Genomic DNA, 18178 nt, shown 5'->3' with positions numbered 1-18178 from the left:
CTATCGTATTCGTCTTGCATTCCGGGAATGCGCGGTTTATGAAAATATGATATGCATGGATGAAGCGGAAGCGCGCGGAGTGATTGACCAAAGCGCGGGGCTATCAAATTCTTGTTTATTATCTGAAGATTTCTTTGAGATCCGGCGGGGCATTTCAGGATAAAACGCTGCTGCTTAAAATACGGGAACGGGCGCCCGATCAGGGTTTCTTCAAGGGAAAAATCCGCTTCCAGTCCTTTTTCATGTCAACCACAGTCCAGCCTTTCTGCCCGGCCTCATCAAGCGCTTTGTCAAGCCGCCCGATGGAGGATTGCCGGTCATAGGCCGTCTCGCGTTTGTCGTCGGTATGATGAACGAGAAGCCCGAAACGCGGGCCATCGCCGGCTGTCGTCCATTGCAGCATTTGCAGATCGCCGTCGGAATTGCCGAATGCGGCGATTGGCCTGTGACCTATGAATTTATTGATAGCCACTGGCTTGCCGTCCTTGTCGTCGATAAAGTCGACCTCCGGCAGGCGCATAAGCACCGGTTTACCGCCCTGAAATTCGAATTTGGTTTTGATGCTGCTGCCGATAACCTGCTCCGGCGGGATGCCATACACTTTCTCGGTCCATGGCCGCATGAACTCGATGCCGCCGCCGGATAAGATGTACATCTTGAAACCTTTGCCGCGCAAATAGGCAAGCAATTCGAGCATCGGCTGATAAACCAGTTCGGTATAGCGCCGGTTGTGTTTCGGATGCTTTGCCTCAGCGAGCCAGTCTTTGACGATTTGAGCAAATTCTTCAGTGGTCATGCCCGCGTGAGAGGCCATGACCAGTTCCAGCAAAGCGCGTTCACCGCCTGCCATTACAGCCTTCAGGTCTCCGTCAAGCACGGATTTGAACGGCTCCGTGTCTTTCCATTCAGGATGCCGAGGGCTAAGCGCCTTGACGCGATCAAGCGCGAAAGCGAGCTGAACATACAGAGGCTGTTCGGACCACAGGGTGCCATCGTTGTCGAACACGGCGATGCGTTTGGCGGGCGCTATGAAATGCCTGCCGCCTTTTTGAGTCGTCTCTTTGACGAATTTTACGATAGCGGTCTTGACCGGTCCGCTGTTCCACGAGGGCAGGGGATCTGCGGTTCGGGCATGAGTGACCATCGAAAACGACAACAATAAGAAGCACAGGATGCTACGGTAGCCATAAAATGTTAAACGTATGCCGGATAATTGATTCATGGTGTCCTCGATACATTTGTTGACGCAAAATATAAGTCGAATCGAGCCTGTCTTCGAACATGAGGCGGATTCCCTGGATTTTTCAAACCGTGGCTTACCGGTGTCAGCCTTGTCTGGCAAAGGTCAGTCATAGAATTCGTTTAAGCTGCGTGTATAAAACAAACCTTGATCTGGATAGCGGGGTTCATTCAAGCCTGTCCCAAAACAAGGAACGATGGGGAGCATCGAGTTCCTTGGGCAAGCCGATCATATAAACCAGGCCAATTGCCAGATCCGTCAGCCCCAACGGCACGGCAATCAAGCCCAGATCACCGAAAAGACCCGCTGGAACGAGTAGCAGTGCAGCAGCGTAGCGCAGCAATGATTCCCAGTATACAAAGGAAGCGCGATGGCTGAGGTCGCGGGAGGACAGAATCAGAACCGCGCTGGTAAAGCCAAGGAAACCGGCAAGTAGCCAGCCCCACAAAGGAGCCGGGATATTGAGGCCGAGTATTCGGTAGACCGGCGGAAACAGCAGGATCACAGCTAAGCCGCCGTTGTAAAGTCCTGACCAATAAACAAAGTCCCTCATTTTGAATGGCATGGAAGTCTCCTGATTTAAAACGTTCAAGCAAACACTCAACCATTTCTGGACTGTAATGATAGGGCCTGTTCAGGGGGGCCGGCCGGCTTCAGAATGCTCACGCAAAAAAACATACATAAAAAACGCGGCCGCCGGTTTTTTTCGGCGACCGCGATTAACCTGTCAAACGGATGTCACCTGTTAATCGGCGTCTTCAGTTGCTCCATGACCTGGTCGATAGTGAAGCTGGCCGCTTTCTGGCGGGGCGGATAGTCTTTGAACGTGGCCAGAAATTTGCCGACGCTGCTCTGGGCCGGCACCATCAGGAAGGCATGGTCAAGATACCAATCCCAGTAGGTATTGGATGTGATGGACGCCTTCTCGTAAGGATCAGTGCGCAGGTTGTACAGCCATGGAATCCTTGTCTTGACGAAGGGTTCGCCCCATACCGCCAGCGTGCCCGCTTCCCGCTGCTGGGCGAACACTAGCTTCCAGTTATCGTAGCGCAACGCTGTCAGGTCGCCGTCGTCGGAGAAATAAAAGAAATCCTGGCGGGGGCTTTTTTGTTCCTGGCCGGTCAGATACGGCAGTTGGTTATAACCGTCAAGATGGACTTTGAAGTTTTTCCTGCCGGCCTTGTAGCCCTTGAGAAGCTTGTCCTTGACGTCGGGCGCCCCGGCCGCGGCCAACAGGGTGGGCGCCCAGTCCAGGTGGGAAATGATGTCGTTGGAGATCGTGCCGGGATTGATGTGACCCGGCCAGCGCACCATGGCCGGCACGCGGTAGGCACCTTCCCAGTTGGTGTTTTTCTCGCTGCGGAAAGGCGTCATGGCGCCATCCGGCCAGGTGTTCATGTGCGGGCCGTTATCGGTGCTGTACATGACGATGGTGTTATCGGCGATGCCCAATTCATCGAGCTTGGCCAGTACGGTGCCCACGTTTTTATCGTGGTCGATCATGGTGTCGTGATACGGACTCTGCCAGCGCCCGGCCTTGCCCAGACTCTCGGGTTTCGTGTGAGTGCGGAAATGCATGTGGGTGAAGTTGACCCAGACGAACAGGGGCTTGCCGGCCTTGGCTTGCTTGTCGATAAACTCGGCGGCGCGTGCGGCAATATCGTCGTCGATGGTTTCCATGCGCTTTTTGGTGAGTGGACCCGTATCTTCTATCTTCTGAGTACCGTCGGGATTGGCGAAGCTATGAATCACGCCGCGCGGGCCGAATTTCTTGCGGAATTCCGGAAAGTCGGCTTCTTTCGGGTAGTCCGGCAATTCCGGTTCCTCCTCGGCGTTGAGATGGTAGAGGTTGCCGTAGAATTCATCGAAGCCATGAGCGGTGGGCAGAAACTCGTCCTTGTCGCCCAGGTGGTTCTTGCCAAACTGGCCAGTGACATAGCCTTGGGCTTTTAATAACTCGGCGATGGTTGGATCTTCCTTGCGCAGGCCCGAATCGGCGCCCGGCATACCCACTTTGCTCAAGCCGGTACGGAATACGCTCTGTCCGGTGATGAAAGCGGAACGTCCTGCCGTGCAGCTCTGCTCGCCGTAATAGTCGGTGAAAGTGACTCCTTCGTTGGCTATCCGATCGATGTTGGGGGTCCGGTAGCCCATTAACCCCTTTGAATAAGTGCTGATGTTGGACTGGCCGATGTCGTCACCCCAGATGATAACGATATTGGGCTTCTTTTCGGACGACTGAGCGGGTTGGGCCGCGGCTGATCCATAGGTAAATGTCAGACTAACCGCCAAAGTCATCAATGTGAGCCAGGTAAGCTTGATGTAAGTCATTTTTTCCCCTTATCTCAAAAGTTTGCAAAAAATGAACGACCATTGCCTTGTTTTGGCATACATGCTCTTGCTTAGTTCCATCCGGAAGATGGCAAGATCTGTCAAAGTTGAAATCATCGCATCGGAACGAAGGGTGCAGTACGGTGTCAACGGTTCGAAAGATGATCGGTGGAAATAAGCTAGACGGAGACAGCGAGCTGGCGAAGTTTTATCTCATATCAGTGAAAGGAGGCAGTCCGTGAAGACGATACGACATCCGGAAATACGCACTGTGCTGTGCGTGGCGCTTCTGACGGTAGTGGCAGGCTGCGCGGAGAAAGGGGCGGTCACGCGCCCGGAATCACCGGCAGCCCAGGCGCCAGCGCTGCAAACCGTGGCGGAGCCGGCGGAGGCGGATGCTATCCTCATGCGCATGGCCGAGTTTCTGGCCAAGTCCCTGCGATTCAGCGTGAACCTCCGGACCAGTTATGACACTGTCCAGGAATCCGGCCAGAAGATTGAATTCGGCGAAACGCGAAAGGTCACCGTGAGCCGGCCCGACGGGCTGCGCGTTGAAGCGGAGCATAGCGATGGCGAGAGGCACGTCGTCCTGTACGACGGCAAGGACATCACGGTATTCAACCCATCCCAGAACGTCTATGCGCAGGCCTCCAAACCCGGCGGCATAGATGAGGCGGTCATGTATTTTCTCAAGGATCTCAGCATGAGGTTGCCGCTGGCCATACTCCTGGTCAGCCGGTTTCCGGATGAACTCAAGCGTCGGACCCAGTCGCTCGACTATGTAGAGAGGACTGAAATCTATGGAGTGCCAGCGCATCATTTGGCAGGGCGCACCGAGACGGTAGATTATCAGGTCTGGATTACAGAAGGCGCGCAGCCGTTGCCGCTACGCGTGGTGTTGACCTACAAGGACGCCGAGGGGCAGCCTCAGTTCCGGGCGCAGTTTGCCGATTGGAACTTTTCGCCCGAAATCCAGGATTCCCAGTTCGCATTCACTCCGCCTGAGGGGGCGAGGAAGATCTCATTCCTTGCGCAGTTGCCACAGATCGCGCTTCAGAGGGGAGCGGCCCAGGAACAAACCGGGGGACAGAAATGAACATCAGACCTTCAATATTCGTTACAGTTGTTATGGCCACAATCGTTTTTCTAATAGGGTCCGTGGATGATGCTGTCGCCCGTGGTCGTGGAGGCGGCGGGGGCTTCCGTGGCGGCGGAGGAGGCGGTTTCTCACGAAGCGGGGCAGCGGCTAGCGGCAGCTTTGCCTCCCGCGGCTCAAGCTATCAGGGCAGCAGGGCAGGCGCTGCATCCCGTCAGGCTTACGCCGGCTCAGCGCAACAGAGGCGTCAACAATTACAGCAGAACCCTCCGCAATACGACAGGCAGCAGTTGCAAGAGAGCCGGCAACAATACGGACAACAGGCGCAGCAGAGCCGCCAGCAATACGGACAACAAGCGCAGCAGAGCAGGCAAACGCAGCAGGAGCAAGCGCAGCAAAGACGACAACAAGCCGCGCAGTCTTATCCTTCCGGTTACTATCCACCCTCAGGCTATTATCCGCCGTCAGGATATTACTATGACCATGACGACTGGGACGACGGCGAAGTCGCGGCCGTTGCGGTCGGCGCGGCGGCGCTGGGTGCTGTCGGCGGCTATGCGGCGGGCGAATCATCGGAGCAGTATGCCGAGCCATCCACGATAGTGGTCCAGACCGCCCCTCCGCCCTCGGGCTATGCGAGTCTGCCTTGCGCTGCCACCACCAAGGTTGTTGCCGGTGTGACTTATTATCAGTGCGGCTCCACCTGGTATACCCAGGCTTATAGCAACAGCGGCGTCATTTATGTGCCCGTGCCAGAGCCACGCTAGATAACCCGAGCGGGAAGGAATTACCCTCTGCAGAAACGAATTGAAATTTATACCTCTGGACCTGCGTATTTAGCGCTTCTGCTACCGGTAGAAAGTAGGATTGGGCGATCTAAAGCCGTTTTAAAAATGTGGGGGCGACTTGTCGCCCGGACATAGGCGCCTACCAACAGTAGGCGAAGTCGCCCCCACAGGCTGCGTAGGTCCTATAACCCTGTGATCGGGCCGGGGCAATGTCCCTAGCCCTTTTTTCAGTTCATTGCATTTAATCTGTCACTGGAGGATTGTCATGAGACGGCTTAACCTAACTGTGCCAAGTTTATTTGCCCTGACCGTTCTGGCCGGATGCGCATCCGGCCCCCCTGTGGCTGCACGCCAGCCGTACATGGGCGAAGAGATCGACCGGCCCGACCGCATCATTGTTCATGACTTTGCCGCGACGTCCACCGATGTCCCGCCCGAATCCGATCTCGCCGGCCGAATCGCTGGGTACCTGGTGCCGCAAACGGCTGGGCAGATCGAGACAGGCCGTACATTGGGCGCTCAAGTTGCACTGAATCTGGTGGCGGAGATCCAGAATATGGGACTGCCTGCCGTATGGGCTGGGAGCCAACTGGCGCCGCAGGCCGGTGACCTGGTGATCAGGGGGTACTTCGTTTCCGTCGTTCAGGACAGCGCCGGCGAGCGTATGCTGGTCGGGTTCAGCTCTGAGACGGCTGATCTGAGAACAATAGTCGAAGGCTATCTGGGGGCGGATCAGTGGCAGCGCCGGCTTGAAACGGGACTGACCGGGACCGGGAGCGAGAAGGTACCGTATAGTCTGGCAGATTTTACAACCCTTGCCGCGACCGGAAGTCCTCTTGATCTTGTCACGGGCGGCACGTCGAACTTAAAAAGAGAAAGGAAAGACCCGCCGACGATCAAGGACGCCGCTCAAGCGACCGCCAGTGAAATCGCCGATCAACTGAGGATGAAATTCAGAGAACAGGGTTGGATCTAACCGGATGCCTGATGCTCATTTATCGCTCCGTAGCCTGACAGCCCAGGAAAACAAGACCATTCGAAAAAAGGACACCTTCCATGACTATAAAAACCTGTTTTTTCACGTTTTTCAAAACCCTGATAATGCTCGCAGCAGCCTTGGCGGCGACGTCCGAGGCTGCTGAAGAGGGCGCCGTCAAAAATCCCTGGGCTTTCAATCTCACGCTGTACGGCTGGCTGCCAGGCGTGGACGGCGACTTCTCCGCAGGCCGGTTTAGCAAGTCGGTCGATACCAGCTTTATCGATATTGCCGAAGAGCTAAGGAACTTCCCGCTGGCTTTTATGGGCAAGCTCGAAGCCCATTACGAACGGCTGGGGTTGTATGTGGATGGCAATTACATGGATCTGGATTTCGAGCCCAGATTCGACCAGGGAATCAGCAAGGGCTTGTCGAGCCAACTGGGAGTCATGGAGTACGGGGTCATGTACCGGCTGTTCGGCGTGCCGGCGGCGGAACAAGTCGGGCGCTGGACGGAAAAGACGCGGTCCAATGGGCTCGAAGTCTATGCAGGCGGGCGGACCATCTGGCTGGACAACCAGGTTGAGTTCAGGGGTATAGGCAAAGCCTCGTCCAGCGAGAGCCTCACCAGTCCGCTCATCGGCGGGCGGTTCACGGTGGAATTCAGCCCGGAATGGTTCGTGCTGGTGGACGGCAACGGCGGCGGCTTTGGCGTGGACGACATCGAATTCGCCGGCTCCGTAATGGGCATGGTCGGCTATCGCACCACTTTGTTCGGTGTACCTGCCTCGTTGGAAGCGGGCTATAGAGCTCTGCGCCTGGACTTGAAAAAACGTCTCATTGAAACCAACGTCACCATAAACGGGCCGTTCATCGGGCTGACAGGCTATTGGTAAAGGTCGATGTGGTTGATTCAAGGCATTGGTGCCGAAGTATTGAAGCAAGACTGTCATGCTATCGGTGGCACTGGATTTTAAGGAGTTTTGCAATGGGCAAATTGATTGCTTTACCGGTGTATTGGGTCTTGATTATGACATTGTCCGGCTGCGCCGCCCTCCGGCCCCATTCTCCGCCGCCGCAGCAGGTCGAGGCGCTGGTCCGGATGCCGGGCATGCCGGAAGTGCGGGCCTGGGGCGATGAATTCAGCCCGGTATTCCAGAAGGACTTGATCGAATCCTTACGTCAGGAACAGCGAAGCGGCCTGTTCCGGGAGGGCGAAACTGTCGACATCCTGGCGATCTCAGGCGGCGGCGGGGATGGCGCTTTCGGTGCGGGAATGCTGTGTGGCTGGTCTGCCGCCGGCAACCGCCCGAGCTTTAAGCTGGTTACCGGCATCAGCACGGGGGCATTGACCGCGCCGTTCGCATTTTTAGGGCCGGCCTATGACGATAAGTTGAAGAAGGTGTACACGACTATTTCTTCGAAGGACATTTTCAAGCTGAAATCCTTCTTCGGTATGGTGCAGACGGACGCCATCGCTCTGAATGATCCTCTCGCCAAGCTCACCACGGAATATATCGACGAGAAGATGCTCAAGGACATCGCCGCCGAGCATCTCAAGGGGCGGCGGCTCTATATCGGCACTACCGCCCTCGACGCCCAGCGTCCCGTGATCTGGAACATGGGCGCCATCGCGGCGTCGGGCCGTTCTGATGCGCTCGAACTGTTCCGTAAGATCATGATTGCATCCGCCGCTGTGCCGGTAGCTTTTCCGCCGGTTTATATTCCGGTCGAAGCCGGTGGGAATAGCTATGACGAAATGCATGTCGACGGAGGCGTGACCAATCAGGTGTTTCTCTACGGTCCTATGTTGAACTTGCCGGCTGGCAGGAAAATATTGGGATATGACCAGCCCCTCCGAAAACCGCGGGTCTTCGTTATCCGCAACACGCGAATCAAATCCAATTGGCTTGCCGTGAAGCCGGTTATGCGTTCCATCGCCCCACGCTCTGTCGCTTCGCTCATCAAGGCCCAGGGCGTCGGAGATATCTACCGCATTTACGTCATCACCCAACGGGACGGGCTCGATTTCAATTTGGCCCATATTCCCGATGAACTGGATACGAACCGGAGCGATGAATTCAACAAGCAGGTGATGAACGTCTTGTTCGATACCGGCTACAACCTGGCTCGCTACGGCTACCGCTGGCAGAAGACCCCGCCGGAGTTCTTTCCCGAGAATGGGGCCGGTTATGAATAGCAGCCAGCCTGGTTCAGGAGCAACCAGTCAATTTCTTTCGATAAAGCGCTGAATCATCAGGGCAAATACCATGAGAAAGTGTATCGGCGAATTATCCTCATCCCCTTGATGTCGGCAGATTGTGATAATGATGGCTGAAAAAGCGATCGGAAACACTGAGTCCAGCAGCGGGCGCGCCGCTGTTTCACTTTGTCAAACAGGGCGGGATTAAACGCTTGTCGGTAAATGCTATCAGGTGAGGTTTGCCGTTTGATCCCGAAAAAAGGAGTGCAACGACAATCCGCATCAATAGCCTTAATCAGTGAAATTATCCTTGATACTTGTCTGATGTTTAGTGGCGATAGGGATAGTATTTTATGGAATATATTATTACTTTATAACTGATGTTACGCATTAGTTGAATTAAGACAGGTTTAACAAAGTACCTCCAGCGCGGTGGTTATTTGAATTCAACTGTAGGGTCGAATTCATTCGACCCGAAACGCTTGCTATTCAGTTTAGTGCGAATAAATTCGCACCTACGCGTGCATGAACATTCAGGCGATGAGGTCACTGTCAGTTGAATAAAGATCGGTTTAACAACCTATCGCCAGCGCGGCAGGCAGGATAAAAACGGCCCATGCGTAACATCAGTTTATAAAATATCCTGAAATCCTTTGGGCAAGCCCGCATTAAGTTTTCAAAATAAAAGTGTATTTAAATAACTCAGATTAAGCATAATCGGGTTATTGGATGAAACTTTGTTGAATTAAGCTTATCCAATGTTTGCCAAAAAAAAGCATTAAAATCATTGGTTTATTGTTTTTAAATGCTATTGACGAGAGAAATTGGTAAAGACAGGCGCTGAACGAGGAAAACATTAAAACTGTTTAATAGATAAAATTTTATTAACGTTAATCTTCAGTAAGGGGAAATGTATGAAAAAAATAATAAAATTATCAATGCTTACCCTGGTTTTCAGTATGATTGCGGCTTGCTCGACTACTGGCAATATACAGTCGCAAATCGATGACTTGAATTCTAAAATTTCTCAGATATCATCCGATGCGGCCAGCGCGCAAGCTTCGGCGGCTGAGGCGACGGCAAGTGCCGAAGCCGCGGAAGCCGCGGCTAATAGGGCGGCTCAATATGCTCAAGATTCCAATAGAAAATTGGATAGCGGTTACATTAGGCCGACGATGAAATAACCTTGTTGTTCAAATAGCCCGATGAGAGCCTTTCCAGGCCTTCGGGCAATTTCTGGCCGCCTTCCGCAAATGCTGTCAAGTCGCATTTGCGGAAGGCCCGGTTGGTCGGAAACATCGGTTATTTAATTGGTTTTGTTATTTGAGGCGGCCTGTTTTTTATCGAGCTCCGCGAAAACGTCCTTGGCTACCAGAATGGCATTGATGGCGGCAGGAAATCCAGCAAAAACGGCCATTTGCAGGATTACTTCGACAATCTCCCCGCGACTGCACCCGACATTGAGTCCGCCTTGAATATGCGCCCTTAATTCAGTAGTTGCATTACCCAGCGTCGTAAGCGATGCAATGGTAGCTATTTCACGTTCTTTAAGCGACAGAACACCGCGTGAATAAATGTCGCCGTAGGGAAATTCGATGATATAGCGCGCCAGGTCGGGCGCAATATCCTTAAGTGCATCCATAACGCCTTCGCCGATAGACCCATGAATGCTTGAGAGTGTTTCCTGGCCGCGTGTATAGCGATTCGTATCCATCAGCTTTATCCTCTCTATGGTTGATCATGCAAATTTGATATTTTTTTCCGATGCATAATTCATTTGAATGATTTCCAAGCCCGTCATTGTTCCGGGTAATTGGCGCCAACGCCGCCTGATTCATGCCCGGTTATAGTCTGTTAGAGGAGGGTGGCGATGATCCTCATCAGCACGTCCTTGATCGGGATCTGGATGGAGAACAAGGCGATGATGGGAATCAGGGCCGGGATCGCGATGACGAACAATGAGGTCTTGCCTATCGGTACCAGGCGCATCTTCCTGACCGCCTGATAAAGGGACAGAGTGTCGGCTACCGGCCCGAGTTCCGGCGCCTGCAGAATCGAATCGTCAACTTCAGTTTCGCCCAGAATCCAGCGCCGGCGCACCAGGCGCCCGTGGTCACCGACCAGGATGCCGTATTCCAGCAAGGCGCGGCGCCTGGCGATAACAAGCGGCCGGAAAAACATCAGCAGCGGTGCCAGGCAAATGCCGACGAGAGCGATCAGAAAAACCGTGAGCAGGGTCTTTAAGGACTGAACGTCGGCTCCGTGATACAGGACCTGATGAGCCAGGCGCGACGACAGCACGGCCGAAACGGCGAAGGCGAACAGGCTGAACGCCTTCGGCAAGTGTTCCAGGAAACCCAGGCCGCCGGCACTGTCCGGATGGGTGGGCACGATGTCGAGGTCGAGCCGGGCGATGCGTTTAAGCAGCACGAATATCAGGAACAGGCGCCAAAGCCAGGCCGCCAGGAAGGCGACGAAAACAGGGCGGCTTACATAGATGAACCACCAGCCGCCAAATCCGAGATGGTCGCCGATGGCGGCCCAGTTGACTTCATGTTCGAATTCAAATCCGCCGGCGGCCGTGTCCAAGGCGGTCCAGATAACGATGAGCGCGATGATCGCAAGCCAGGGCAGGGAACTGTCGCGCAGGCGGGTCAGTCCCTCGATAATGCCGGCAAATTTCTGTTTCTGGGCGGCCGGCACCAGGCCGGAGCTCAGAAAATAGGGAATCAGCATCGTGCTCGTCTGGTGTGCTATGCCTTCGCCCGCTATGAACAGCGGTACGGCGAGCAGAAAGCGCACATGTACGCCGAAGTGCCGCAGCAGCGGATCCTCGACGGTGCCGGGCAGTATCCGGCCTGTCAGCAGGGCCCAAATGACGATGGGCAGCCAGGTGAGCACGATGAAAAACACCACCCGCCGCATGATGCCCAATCCCTGTTCGGGAATCAGCCCCACGCGGCGCTGGAGCCGAAACGGCAGGTCATCCCGGATCAGGGAGAACGCCAGCGATGGGTCGACGCTTTGTTTCATGTTTGACTCCTTATCCTGTATGTCCCAATGACTGTCGACGATGCAATAGCGTTCCACCGCCGACAGTGACCGCGGCACTTGAGGCCGCATCGGAAGGCGGCTTAATCGGACAAGTAATACTCCACGGTGGATACCACACGGATTTTCTTGATATGCGGATTGTTTTTGTCTCTAGGCTCTATGGAGAACTGTCCCTGGGAGGCTTTTTTTATCTTGCCCAGCTTGCTGTTGGAGTCTTCAGCGAATTTGAGCGCCACTTCTCTCGCCTTCGTCGTGGTTTCCTGGATCATTTCCGGCTTGATTTTATTCAGATCGGTGAAAAGATATTCGGTCTGGTTTTGATAGCCCTCACCGGTAAAGGCGATGCCGCGTTTGCCTAGTTCGGACAGTTCATTCATGGCTTGACGGACGGTGGAAACATTCGATGAATAGACCGTGACCGTCTGGATAGCCGCATACCGGAACTCGGCCTTTTGGCCGTTACCGTATTGCTGGGCCGATTTGTCGGTAATCGAGGGCAGGGAATGGGATATCTCGGCCGCCGTGATGCCCTTGGACACCAGAAATTCCTCGATGCTCTTTTTCGCGGCTTCGATCGAGTTATACAGGGCGCCGAGGTCGTTGCCGCTCTCGGTGAAAACGATTGGCCAAATCACGACATCCGCTGGCAGTTCCCGCTCGGATAACCCTTTAACGGTAACGCTGCGTTCATATTCCTTGAAATCGATGGCGGCCTGGCCCAGAAGATATCCGAGCGCGGTCAGGCCCAAAAAGACCGATAACCCCAGGATCAGGGCGTTTGTTCTATTTGTTTGGTTCATCTGCTTGATTCAGGTAATTATCCAGGTCCGCTAGTTTATAGGATGATTACCGTCAAGCACCAATAAAACCTTGTTCTTTGTTATCGGCCAGAATTTACCGGCTGCGCGCCAAGATTGCCAAACAATCCTGACCGGCAGCCTGTTACTCAGCCGGTCAGGATTGTTTAAAACGTCTGCAAATTATTCCGCCGGCGTTGAATGGTGCTGGATGTGTTCCGGTACGACATCGTTGCCGTGCTCGCTTATCTGGGCATCGAACCATTCGTGGAGCGCCTGGACATACTGGGGATATTCAGTGGAATAATGAATCTGAGCACCGTTCTCCAAGGCTTCATATTTAAATTGTATGTCGTCGGTTTCCGCCTTTTTTAATAGGGCGAGACCCGGCATATCGGGGCCGTGCATTTGTTCCGTCACGGAAAAATCGCCCTTTCTGAAGTCATTGGCCAGTTTTTGCAAATAGGCCTGGATCGATTTGATTTCGCGGGTATCGTCCGCCGATTTGGCGACAACATGCTGTACGCCGCCATGAACGGTCTTGGTAAACGTCTGTAGGGTTTTGTCAGGGGAATAAGGCACCAGTTGCTTCTGGCGTTGATTCACTTCAGCCATCTGGATAGGGCTGGCTTTTTCAAGGGCTGGCGCTGTTGCAGAAAAAAGCACAAGTCCAACAATCAATAAGGAGTAATGTTTCATAGTCGCACTTCACGTTAAGTTAAAACCAAATGAAAGACACCGTATCTTAAAACCGCACTATAAGAGACAGGGTTTTTATTGCTCAGGTTCAATATTCGATGCTGCTTAAATATATAAAGATCAACGAAAGGCTCAGAACGCAGCAGGGCGGATGAAATTGGCTCATAGCCGGTAAACGCTTCCGCCGCCATCATGGCATTATTAATGCTCACCGATAACTTCATGAACTCATTATGAAATATTTGCAAGTAATTGAATTGCTAAGCCTTCGTGTGCTTCGTGTCCTTCGCGGTGAAATATTCAGGCTAATTCGTATTGCACGCTTTCGGCTTCGATCAAGACCATTGCGGTTTCTCTCTTGCTGAAGTTTTCATCGATGATCAGCGCACAGATCGCGCGCGATCATGCCCCACATGCCGTCGGTATCGGGCAGGGGCGCAATGAGCCTGCCTTTGCCATTGTGTTTGTTGATTTTGATCAGCAGGGGCCGGCCGTTCCCGTCCGCGACGCCTAAAAGTTCATCCCGGGGACCGACCGCCAGGCTGAATACTTGTTTGAAGCCGATATCGCCGATGATCTCGGCCTGACCCGAATGCGGATCGATCCGGATCAGCAAGTCGGTCGCTTCCTCAAGCGTATTAAGCTGCCTGGCGGTGCCGTACAAGGTTCCGTTCGGCAGGAAAACCAGGTCGCCCGATGAGCCCAGGTCATTCCCGTAAACTCCCACTTTGTTGCCTTGTCCGGTTTCAGTATCGATCGTGAGCAGCTCGCCATCCCGCGTCGCGGCGTATAACTGGCCGTCGACACTTGCCGCCAGGGCATTGATCCAGCGCTCCTCGCTCAAATACGCCTCGCCGATAATGTCGCCGACAAACTCGCCTTGTCTGGTAACGGTATCGATGGCGACCAGCCGGGTGAATGTCACGCCGAATAGTTTGCCATCGGGGAGAAAAGCGATATCGGTCATTTCCCTGATGCCGGTTTCGCCCAGGTTCAGAGGATAGGCCAGCTCAGTATTTCGCAGGTAAAGGTTAAGCACGTAAAGATTGCTGGAATCATCGCTCTGGCTGTGATCGTTGGCATAAAGAACATAACCGCTGCCGGGTTTGCAGCCGCTAGCTTCGGCGCCGAAACCGGTGCTTATCGTCTGAGAAAACAGGCTGGCAATAAGCAGGATGCGGGCTGAACACAGTAAATTGAACATGGGCGTCTCCTTTTCAAAATACTCGCAGGCTTGTAGTTCTTGTCAATTCATTTGTCGGCAAGACGCCGGATTCGCTGGTTGATGCGATTATTCATCATTTTGACTGACTGTCCATTCGCGCCATTACCTACGAGCAACAGCTCAGGAACGCGCATAAAACATTTTCCTCAAGTGCGTGGATGGATTTCCGGTGCAGGTGCGGATTTATTTATGCCCTATGGGTACTTGTGCCCTTCAGGGTATCCGCACAGTGCGAATAGTGCGAATACCCTTGCAGGGCACAAGTGAATTCGCACCTACAATTTATCCGTCATAATTAATTAAACAGGACTTACGCAAGCCTGTGGGGGCGACTTCAGTCGCCCATTCAGATAAAAGGCGACTGAAGTCGCCCCCACAGGTTTTAAACCCGCTTGTTTCGGCGGATGAACAGGCAAACTGCGTGAGCCTATTAAATTGACTGACTACTATGAGCGGGAGTGGGATGAAAATGGCCGCCAGACGGATTCAGGATGACTTTTCCATTTCATCCCGAAGCCAGCGCTCAAGTACGTTGATGATGTAAGCTTCCTGTTCCGGCGTTAGGGGGCGGCCTTTCGGGATTCTGTGCCATTTTTCCAGGCAGCCGCGGCAGCAGCAGGCGGTCGCATGCTGGGCGACAAAAACGGGGTGCCCCCGGAATGGGGTTTGTTTGCCGTCATTGGCAATCACGGCCGGGGCCAGGCGTTTGGCGATGAAGTCCCGGGCGTGATCGATGATCGTGGGCAGGCCTTTGGTCCGCAGATAAACGAGGTCCTTGCCCTGGAGGTGGAATTTGCGGCGGAAGGCCGACTTTGAGAGTGCCTCAAAGATTTTGTCTAAGTCTCGCATGTTGTGAATTTAAACCGCGAGGAGCACAGAAACAAGAAATTTCGGGACTGACGCACGCCTGTGGGGGCGACTTCAGTCGCCCCCACAGGTTTTAATACCGCTTGTTTCGGCGGTTGAACGGGCAAGCCGCATAAGACCCTGGTTTTTTACTAGGACTTTTCTCCGTGAACTTCGTGCTCTTCGCGGTTCATGTCTTCTATAAATTTAACTGATGTTACGCGGTCAGTTGAAGTTAGTTTGATTTAATAAAGTGTCGCTAGCGCGACGATTATTTGAATCGGGTTTATCGCACCCGAAGGCGAGTTACGCTGAGAAGCCCATCCTTGGGCTTCTCCCTTCGGGTCAGCTAAAGCTGACCAAATTCGCTCCTGGCGAATTTGTCTTTGCGCGGCCAAAAGAAAGTAACCAAAGACAAATCTGCCTGGAGCAGATTTGGATGCGAAGCACGCGCAGCGTGAGTGCCTGGATGGCACGAGTCAGCAGGCCGCCCGTTGCCGCTTGCTCCCTGTGCTCCTCGCTTTCGCCGAGGGTTGCCAAAAGGGACTCCTGTCCCTTTGGCAACGCGCTTCATCCCTGAAGCGCCCCTTCGGGCTGCTCACTCGGCACATCCCAGTGCCTCGCCCTTTGGGTGCGATGCATGCAAATCGGCTATCCTGCCGATTTGTCTCGGCGAAAGCTCCGGTGCTCGGCGCGGCAAACGGGATGAAACCGCCCGTGCGTAACATCAGAATTTAATGCGCCACGGCTTCCACCTGCACCAGGTTATCCGAAAACGTCGGGGCATGGCCCATGTTGACGAACTCGGCCGAGCTGATGATGTTGACCGTGCCTTTGTTCAATTGCCGCCAATAGCCCAGCGTGGCGACGACGATGCCGGGATTGACGTCGTCGGTGATGCGGGCGTCGCCCTCGAAGCCGCCCCGGTCGTTGAAGACGCGAACCTTGTCGCCGTCCTTGATGCCGCGCGCGTCGGCATCCACGGCATTGATCAGCACGAACTGTTCGCCTTGGCCGCGGATTTTCTGTTCCATGTTGGCATAGCAGGAGTTCAAAAAGCCGTGGCTCTTAGGCGAGATGATGTTCAGCGGGTATTTTCTGGCCAGTTCCGGGTTGGTCGCGGCGGTTTCCCGGGAAGGCACGTAATCGGGCAGGATGTCGAGCGGTTCGCCCGGCTGGAAATCGTCATACATCTGCCGGAAAGGTCCGGCCACGAAATTGCCGCGGGCGGCGGACTCGGACTTGAATTCGCACTTGCCTGACGGCGTCGGGAAATTGCCTTGCCTGTGCGGCGCGCGCGTATCGGGCGCGCCGATCTTCAGGCGCGCGTAGCCGTGCTTGCGCAGGTACGCCAGGTCAATGCCCTCGCAGGCCGGCGAATTCCAGTCGATATAGTGTTCGAGACATTCCGCGTCGGACCATTTGAACTGGTCCTCCTCAAAGCCCAGGCGCGCGGCCAGGCGCCGGAAGATTTCGTTGTTCGGCACGGCTTCGCCGGGCGATTCCACGCACTTGGCATTGTAGGTCAGATAGAAATGACCCCAGGACAAAATGATGTCCTCCATTTCGGCGCCCATTGACGCCGGCAGGATGATGTCGGCATAGGCGGCCGTGTCGGAGATGAAATGCTCGGCCGAGACCAGGAACAGATCCTCGCGCAGCAGCCCCTGGACGATCTTGTCGGTCTCCGGCGCCTGGGTCACGGGGTTGGAATTCCAGCACATCATGGATTTGATCGGCGGGTCCAGCGGCAGTTCGCCGGTCAGCGCGCGGCCGATCTGAAGATTGTTGACCACGCGCGTGCCCTTGGGGATGAGGTCCGGGCGGCAGATCTGGTCGAATTTGTAGGGATGCTCCCACACCGGCATCTGGTAGATGCCGCCGCCGACATCGCGCCAGGCACCGGTCAGGGCCGGCAGGCAGCAGACGGCGCGGATGGTCTGGCCGCCGCCGTAATGGCGTTCGAGGGCGACGCCGATGCGCATGGCGGCCGGTTTCGTGGTCGCGTATTCGCGCGCCAGCGTCCGGATGTCCTCGGCCGCGATGCCGGTGATTTCGGCGGCCCATTCCGGCGTGCGCGTCCTGGCCCGTTCAGCCAGTTCCTCGTAGCCGACGGTGTAGTTGGCGACATAGTCCCGGTCGATCAGGCCTTCTTCGATGATGGTGTGGATCATGGCCATGGCCAGGGCGCCGTCGGTGCCGGGCCGGGGCGCGATATGCCAGTCGGCCTGCTTGGCGGTCTTCGACGCATAGGCATCGATGACCACGACCTTGGCGCCTCGCTTTCGCGCTTCCACGACAAAATGCCAGTGATGCAGGTTGGTGCTGACGCTGTTGCAGGCCCAGATCACGATGTATTTGGCATGGACGAAACTTTCCGGGTCCAGTCCGCCGCTCGGGCCGTTGGTCAGCAGCCAGGCTGTCGCCGAACCTTCGCCGCAGAACGTGCGTTCGCAAACCGTGGCGCCCAGTCGGTTGAAGAAGGCATCGCCGCCGTTCAGGCCATGGACAAGGCCCTGATGGCCCAGATAACTGTAGGGGATGATCGCCTCGGCGCCGTATTCGGCAATGATGGCTTGCCAGCGGCTGACGATTTCAGCTAGCGCTTCATCCCAGCTGATGCGCTCGAACTGTTTGCTGCCCTTGGGACCGGTGCGGCGCAGCGGATACAGTACGCGTTCGGGGTGGTAATGGCGTTTTTCGTAATCCTTTAATTTGACGCACAGGCCGCCGCGCGTCATCGGGTGCCCGGCATTGCCCGTGACGCCGGCCAGTTTCCCGTTCTCGACTTCAAACACCATGGCACAGGTGTCGGGGCAATCGTGCGGGCAGGCGCCCGGATGGGTTGTTTTTATTACTGCGGCCATTTTAAAACGTCCTCTTGCGTTATTTAAATTGTATCGATTCACGACAATTTCGGGAT

Annotated in this window: 17 protein-coding genes; 6 read left to right on the top strand and 11 right to left on the bottom strand. The window is 54.8% G+C overall.

Features of this window, described 5'->3' with window-relative positions; all coding sequences use genetic code 11:
• Window positions 1–199 precede the first annotated feature (199 nt).
• The 3 genes from METMA_RS0122930 to METMA_RS0122920 form a co-directional block, all read right to left on the bottom strand.
• Window positions 200–1222, bottom strand: coding sequence for an HAD family hydrolase (locus METMA_RS0122930; protein WP_020161465.1), 1023 nt, complete (start codon window positions 1220–1222; stop codon window positions 200–202).
• Between the two features lie 184 nt (window positions 1223–1406).
• The gene (locus METMA_RS0122925; protein WP_020161464.1) at window positions 1407–1805 is read right to left on the bottom strand and encodes a hypothetical protein; all 399 of its coding nucleotides are present in this window, start codon (window positions 1803–1805) and stop codon (window positions 1407–1409) included.
• Window positions 1806–1978: 173 nt separating this feature from the next.
• Entirely contained in the window at window positions 1979–3571 is a 1593-nt protein-coding gene (locus METMA_RS0122920; protein ID WP_020161463.1) for an arylsulfatase, read from the bottom strand.
• Between the two features lie 238 nt (window positions 3572–3809).
• Between METMA_RS0122920 and METMA_RS25455 the strand changes: the two genes are divergently transcribed.
• From METMA_RS25455 to METMA_RS0122885, 6 genes are all read left to right on the top strand, one after another.
• On the top strand, window positions 3810–4667 hold the full coding sequence (locus tag METMA_RS25455; RefSeq protein WP_027147558.1) for a DUF2092 domain-containing protein: 858 nt from the start codon (window positions 3810–3812) through the stop codon (window positions 4665–4667).
• 32 nt (window positions 4668–4699) lie between these two features.
• Entirely contained in the window at window positions 4700–5434 is a 735-nt protein-coding gene (locus METMA_RS25450) for a hypothetical protein (RefSeq protein ID WP_156830599.1), read from the top strand.
• Between the two features lie 286 nt (window positions 5435–5720).
• Window positions 5721–6431 carry a DUF4410 domain-containing protein gene (locus METMA_RS0122905; RefSeq protein WP_040590807.1) on the top strand — a complete coding sequence of 237 codons (711 nt, stop codon included), beginning with the start codon at window positions 5721–5723 and terminating at the stop codon, window positions 6429–6431.
• An 80-nt stretch (window positions 6432–6511) separates the two neighbouring features.
• Entirely contained in the window at window positions 6512–7327 is an 816-nt protein-coding gene (locus tag METMA_RS0122900; RefSeq protein ID WP_020161460.1) for a porin family protein, read from the top strand.
• Window positions 7328–7419: 92 nt separating this feature from the next.
• The gene (locus METMA_RS0122895) at window positions 7420–8631 is read left to right on the top strand and encodes a patatin-like phospholipase family protein (RefSeq protein WP_020161459.1); all 1212 of its coding nucleotides are present in this window, start codon (window positions 7420–7422) and stop codon (window positions 8629–8631) included.
• A gap of 917 nt (window positions 8632–9548) precedes the next feature.
• Window positions 9549–9818, top strand: coding sequence for an Lpp/OprI family alanine-zipper lipoprotein (locus METMA_RS0122885; RefSeq protein ID WP_020161457.1), 270 nt, complete (start codon window positions 9549–9551; stop codon window positions 9816–9818).
• Window positions 9819–9940: 122 nt separating this feature from the next.
• Here the strand turns inward: METMA_RS0122885 and METMA_RS0122875 are convergent, their stop codons facing one another.
• The 8 genes from METMA_RS0122875 to METMA_RS0122840 form a co-directional block, all read right to left on the bottom strand.
• Entirely contained in the window at window positions 9941–10348 is a 408-nt protein-coding gene (locus METMA_RS0122875) for a carboxymuconolactone decarboxylase family protein (RefSeq protein ID WP_020161455.1), read from the bottom strand.
• 140 nt (window positions 10349–10488) lie between these two features.
• Entirely contained in the window at window positions 10489–11667 is a 1179-nt protein-coding gene (locus METMA_RS0122870) for a hypothetical protein (RefSeq protein ID WP_027147556.1), read from the bottom strand.
• 101 nt (window positions 11668–11768) lie between these two features.
• Window positions 11769–12488 (bottom strand): SIMPL domain-containing protein, encoded by a 720-nt coding sequence (locus METMA_RS0122865; RefSeq protein WP_020161453.1) that lies wholly within the window; start codon window positions 12486–12488, stop codon window positions 11769–11771.
• Between the two features lie 180 nt (window positions 12489–12668).
• Complete coding sequence (locus tag METMA_RS0122860) at window positions 12669–13184, bottom strand: hypothetical protein (RefSeq protein ID WP_027147555.1); 516 nt, start codon at window positions 13182–13184, stop codon at window positions 12669–12671.
• Between the two features lie 14 nt (window positions 13185–13198).
• Window positions 13199–13396: a hypothetical protein gene (locus tag METMA_RS0122855; RefSeq protein WP_156830598.1), complete on the bottom strand. Its 198-nt coding sequence runs from the start codon at window positions 13394–13396 to the stop codon at window positions 13199–13201.
• A 158-nt stretch (window positions 13397–13554) separates the two neighbouring features.
• A complete protein-coding gene (locus tag METMA_RS0122850) occupies window positions 13555–14388 on the bottom strand; it encodes an SMP-30/gluconolactonase/LRE family protein (RefSeq protein ID WP_020161450.1) in 834 nt (277 codons plus the stop codon).
• A 507-nt stretch (window positions 14389–14895) separates the two neighbouring features.
• Window positions 14896–15258 (bottom strand): DUF4186 domain-containing protein, encoded by a 363-nt coding sequence (locus tag METMA_RS0122845; protein ID WP_020161449.1) that lies wholly within the window; start codon window positions 15256–15258, stop codon window positions 14896–14898.
• Window positions 15259–15989: 731 nt separating this feature from the next.
• Window positions 15990–18122: a molybdopterin-containing oxidoreductase family protein gene (locus tag METMA_RS0122840; protein ID WP_020161448.1), complete on the bottom strand. Its 2133-nt coding sequence runs from the start codon at window positions 18120–18122 to the stop codon at window positions 15990–15992.
• Between the last annotated feature and the right edge of the window lie 56 nt (window positions 18123–18178).

It is taken from the genome of Methylobacter marinus A45 (assembly GCF_000383855.1).
Lineage (GTDB): Bacteria > Pseudomonadota > Gammaproteobacteria > Methylococcales > Methylomonadaceae > Methylobacter > Methylobacter marinus.
Note: the sequence above shows the minus strand (reverse complement) of the source record. Positions and strands in the feature narration are given on the sequence as shown.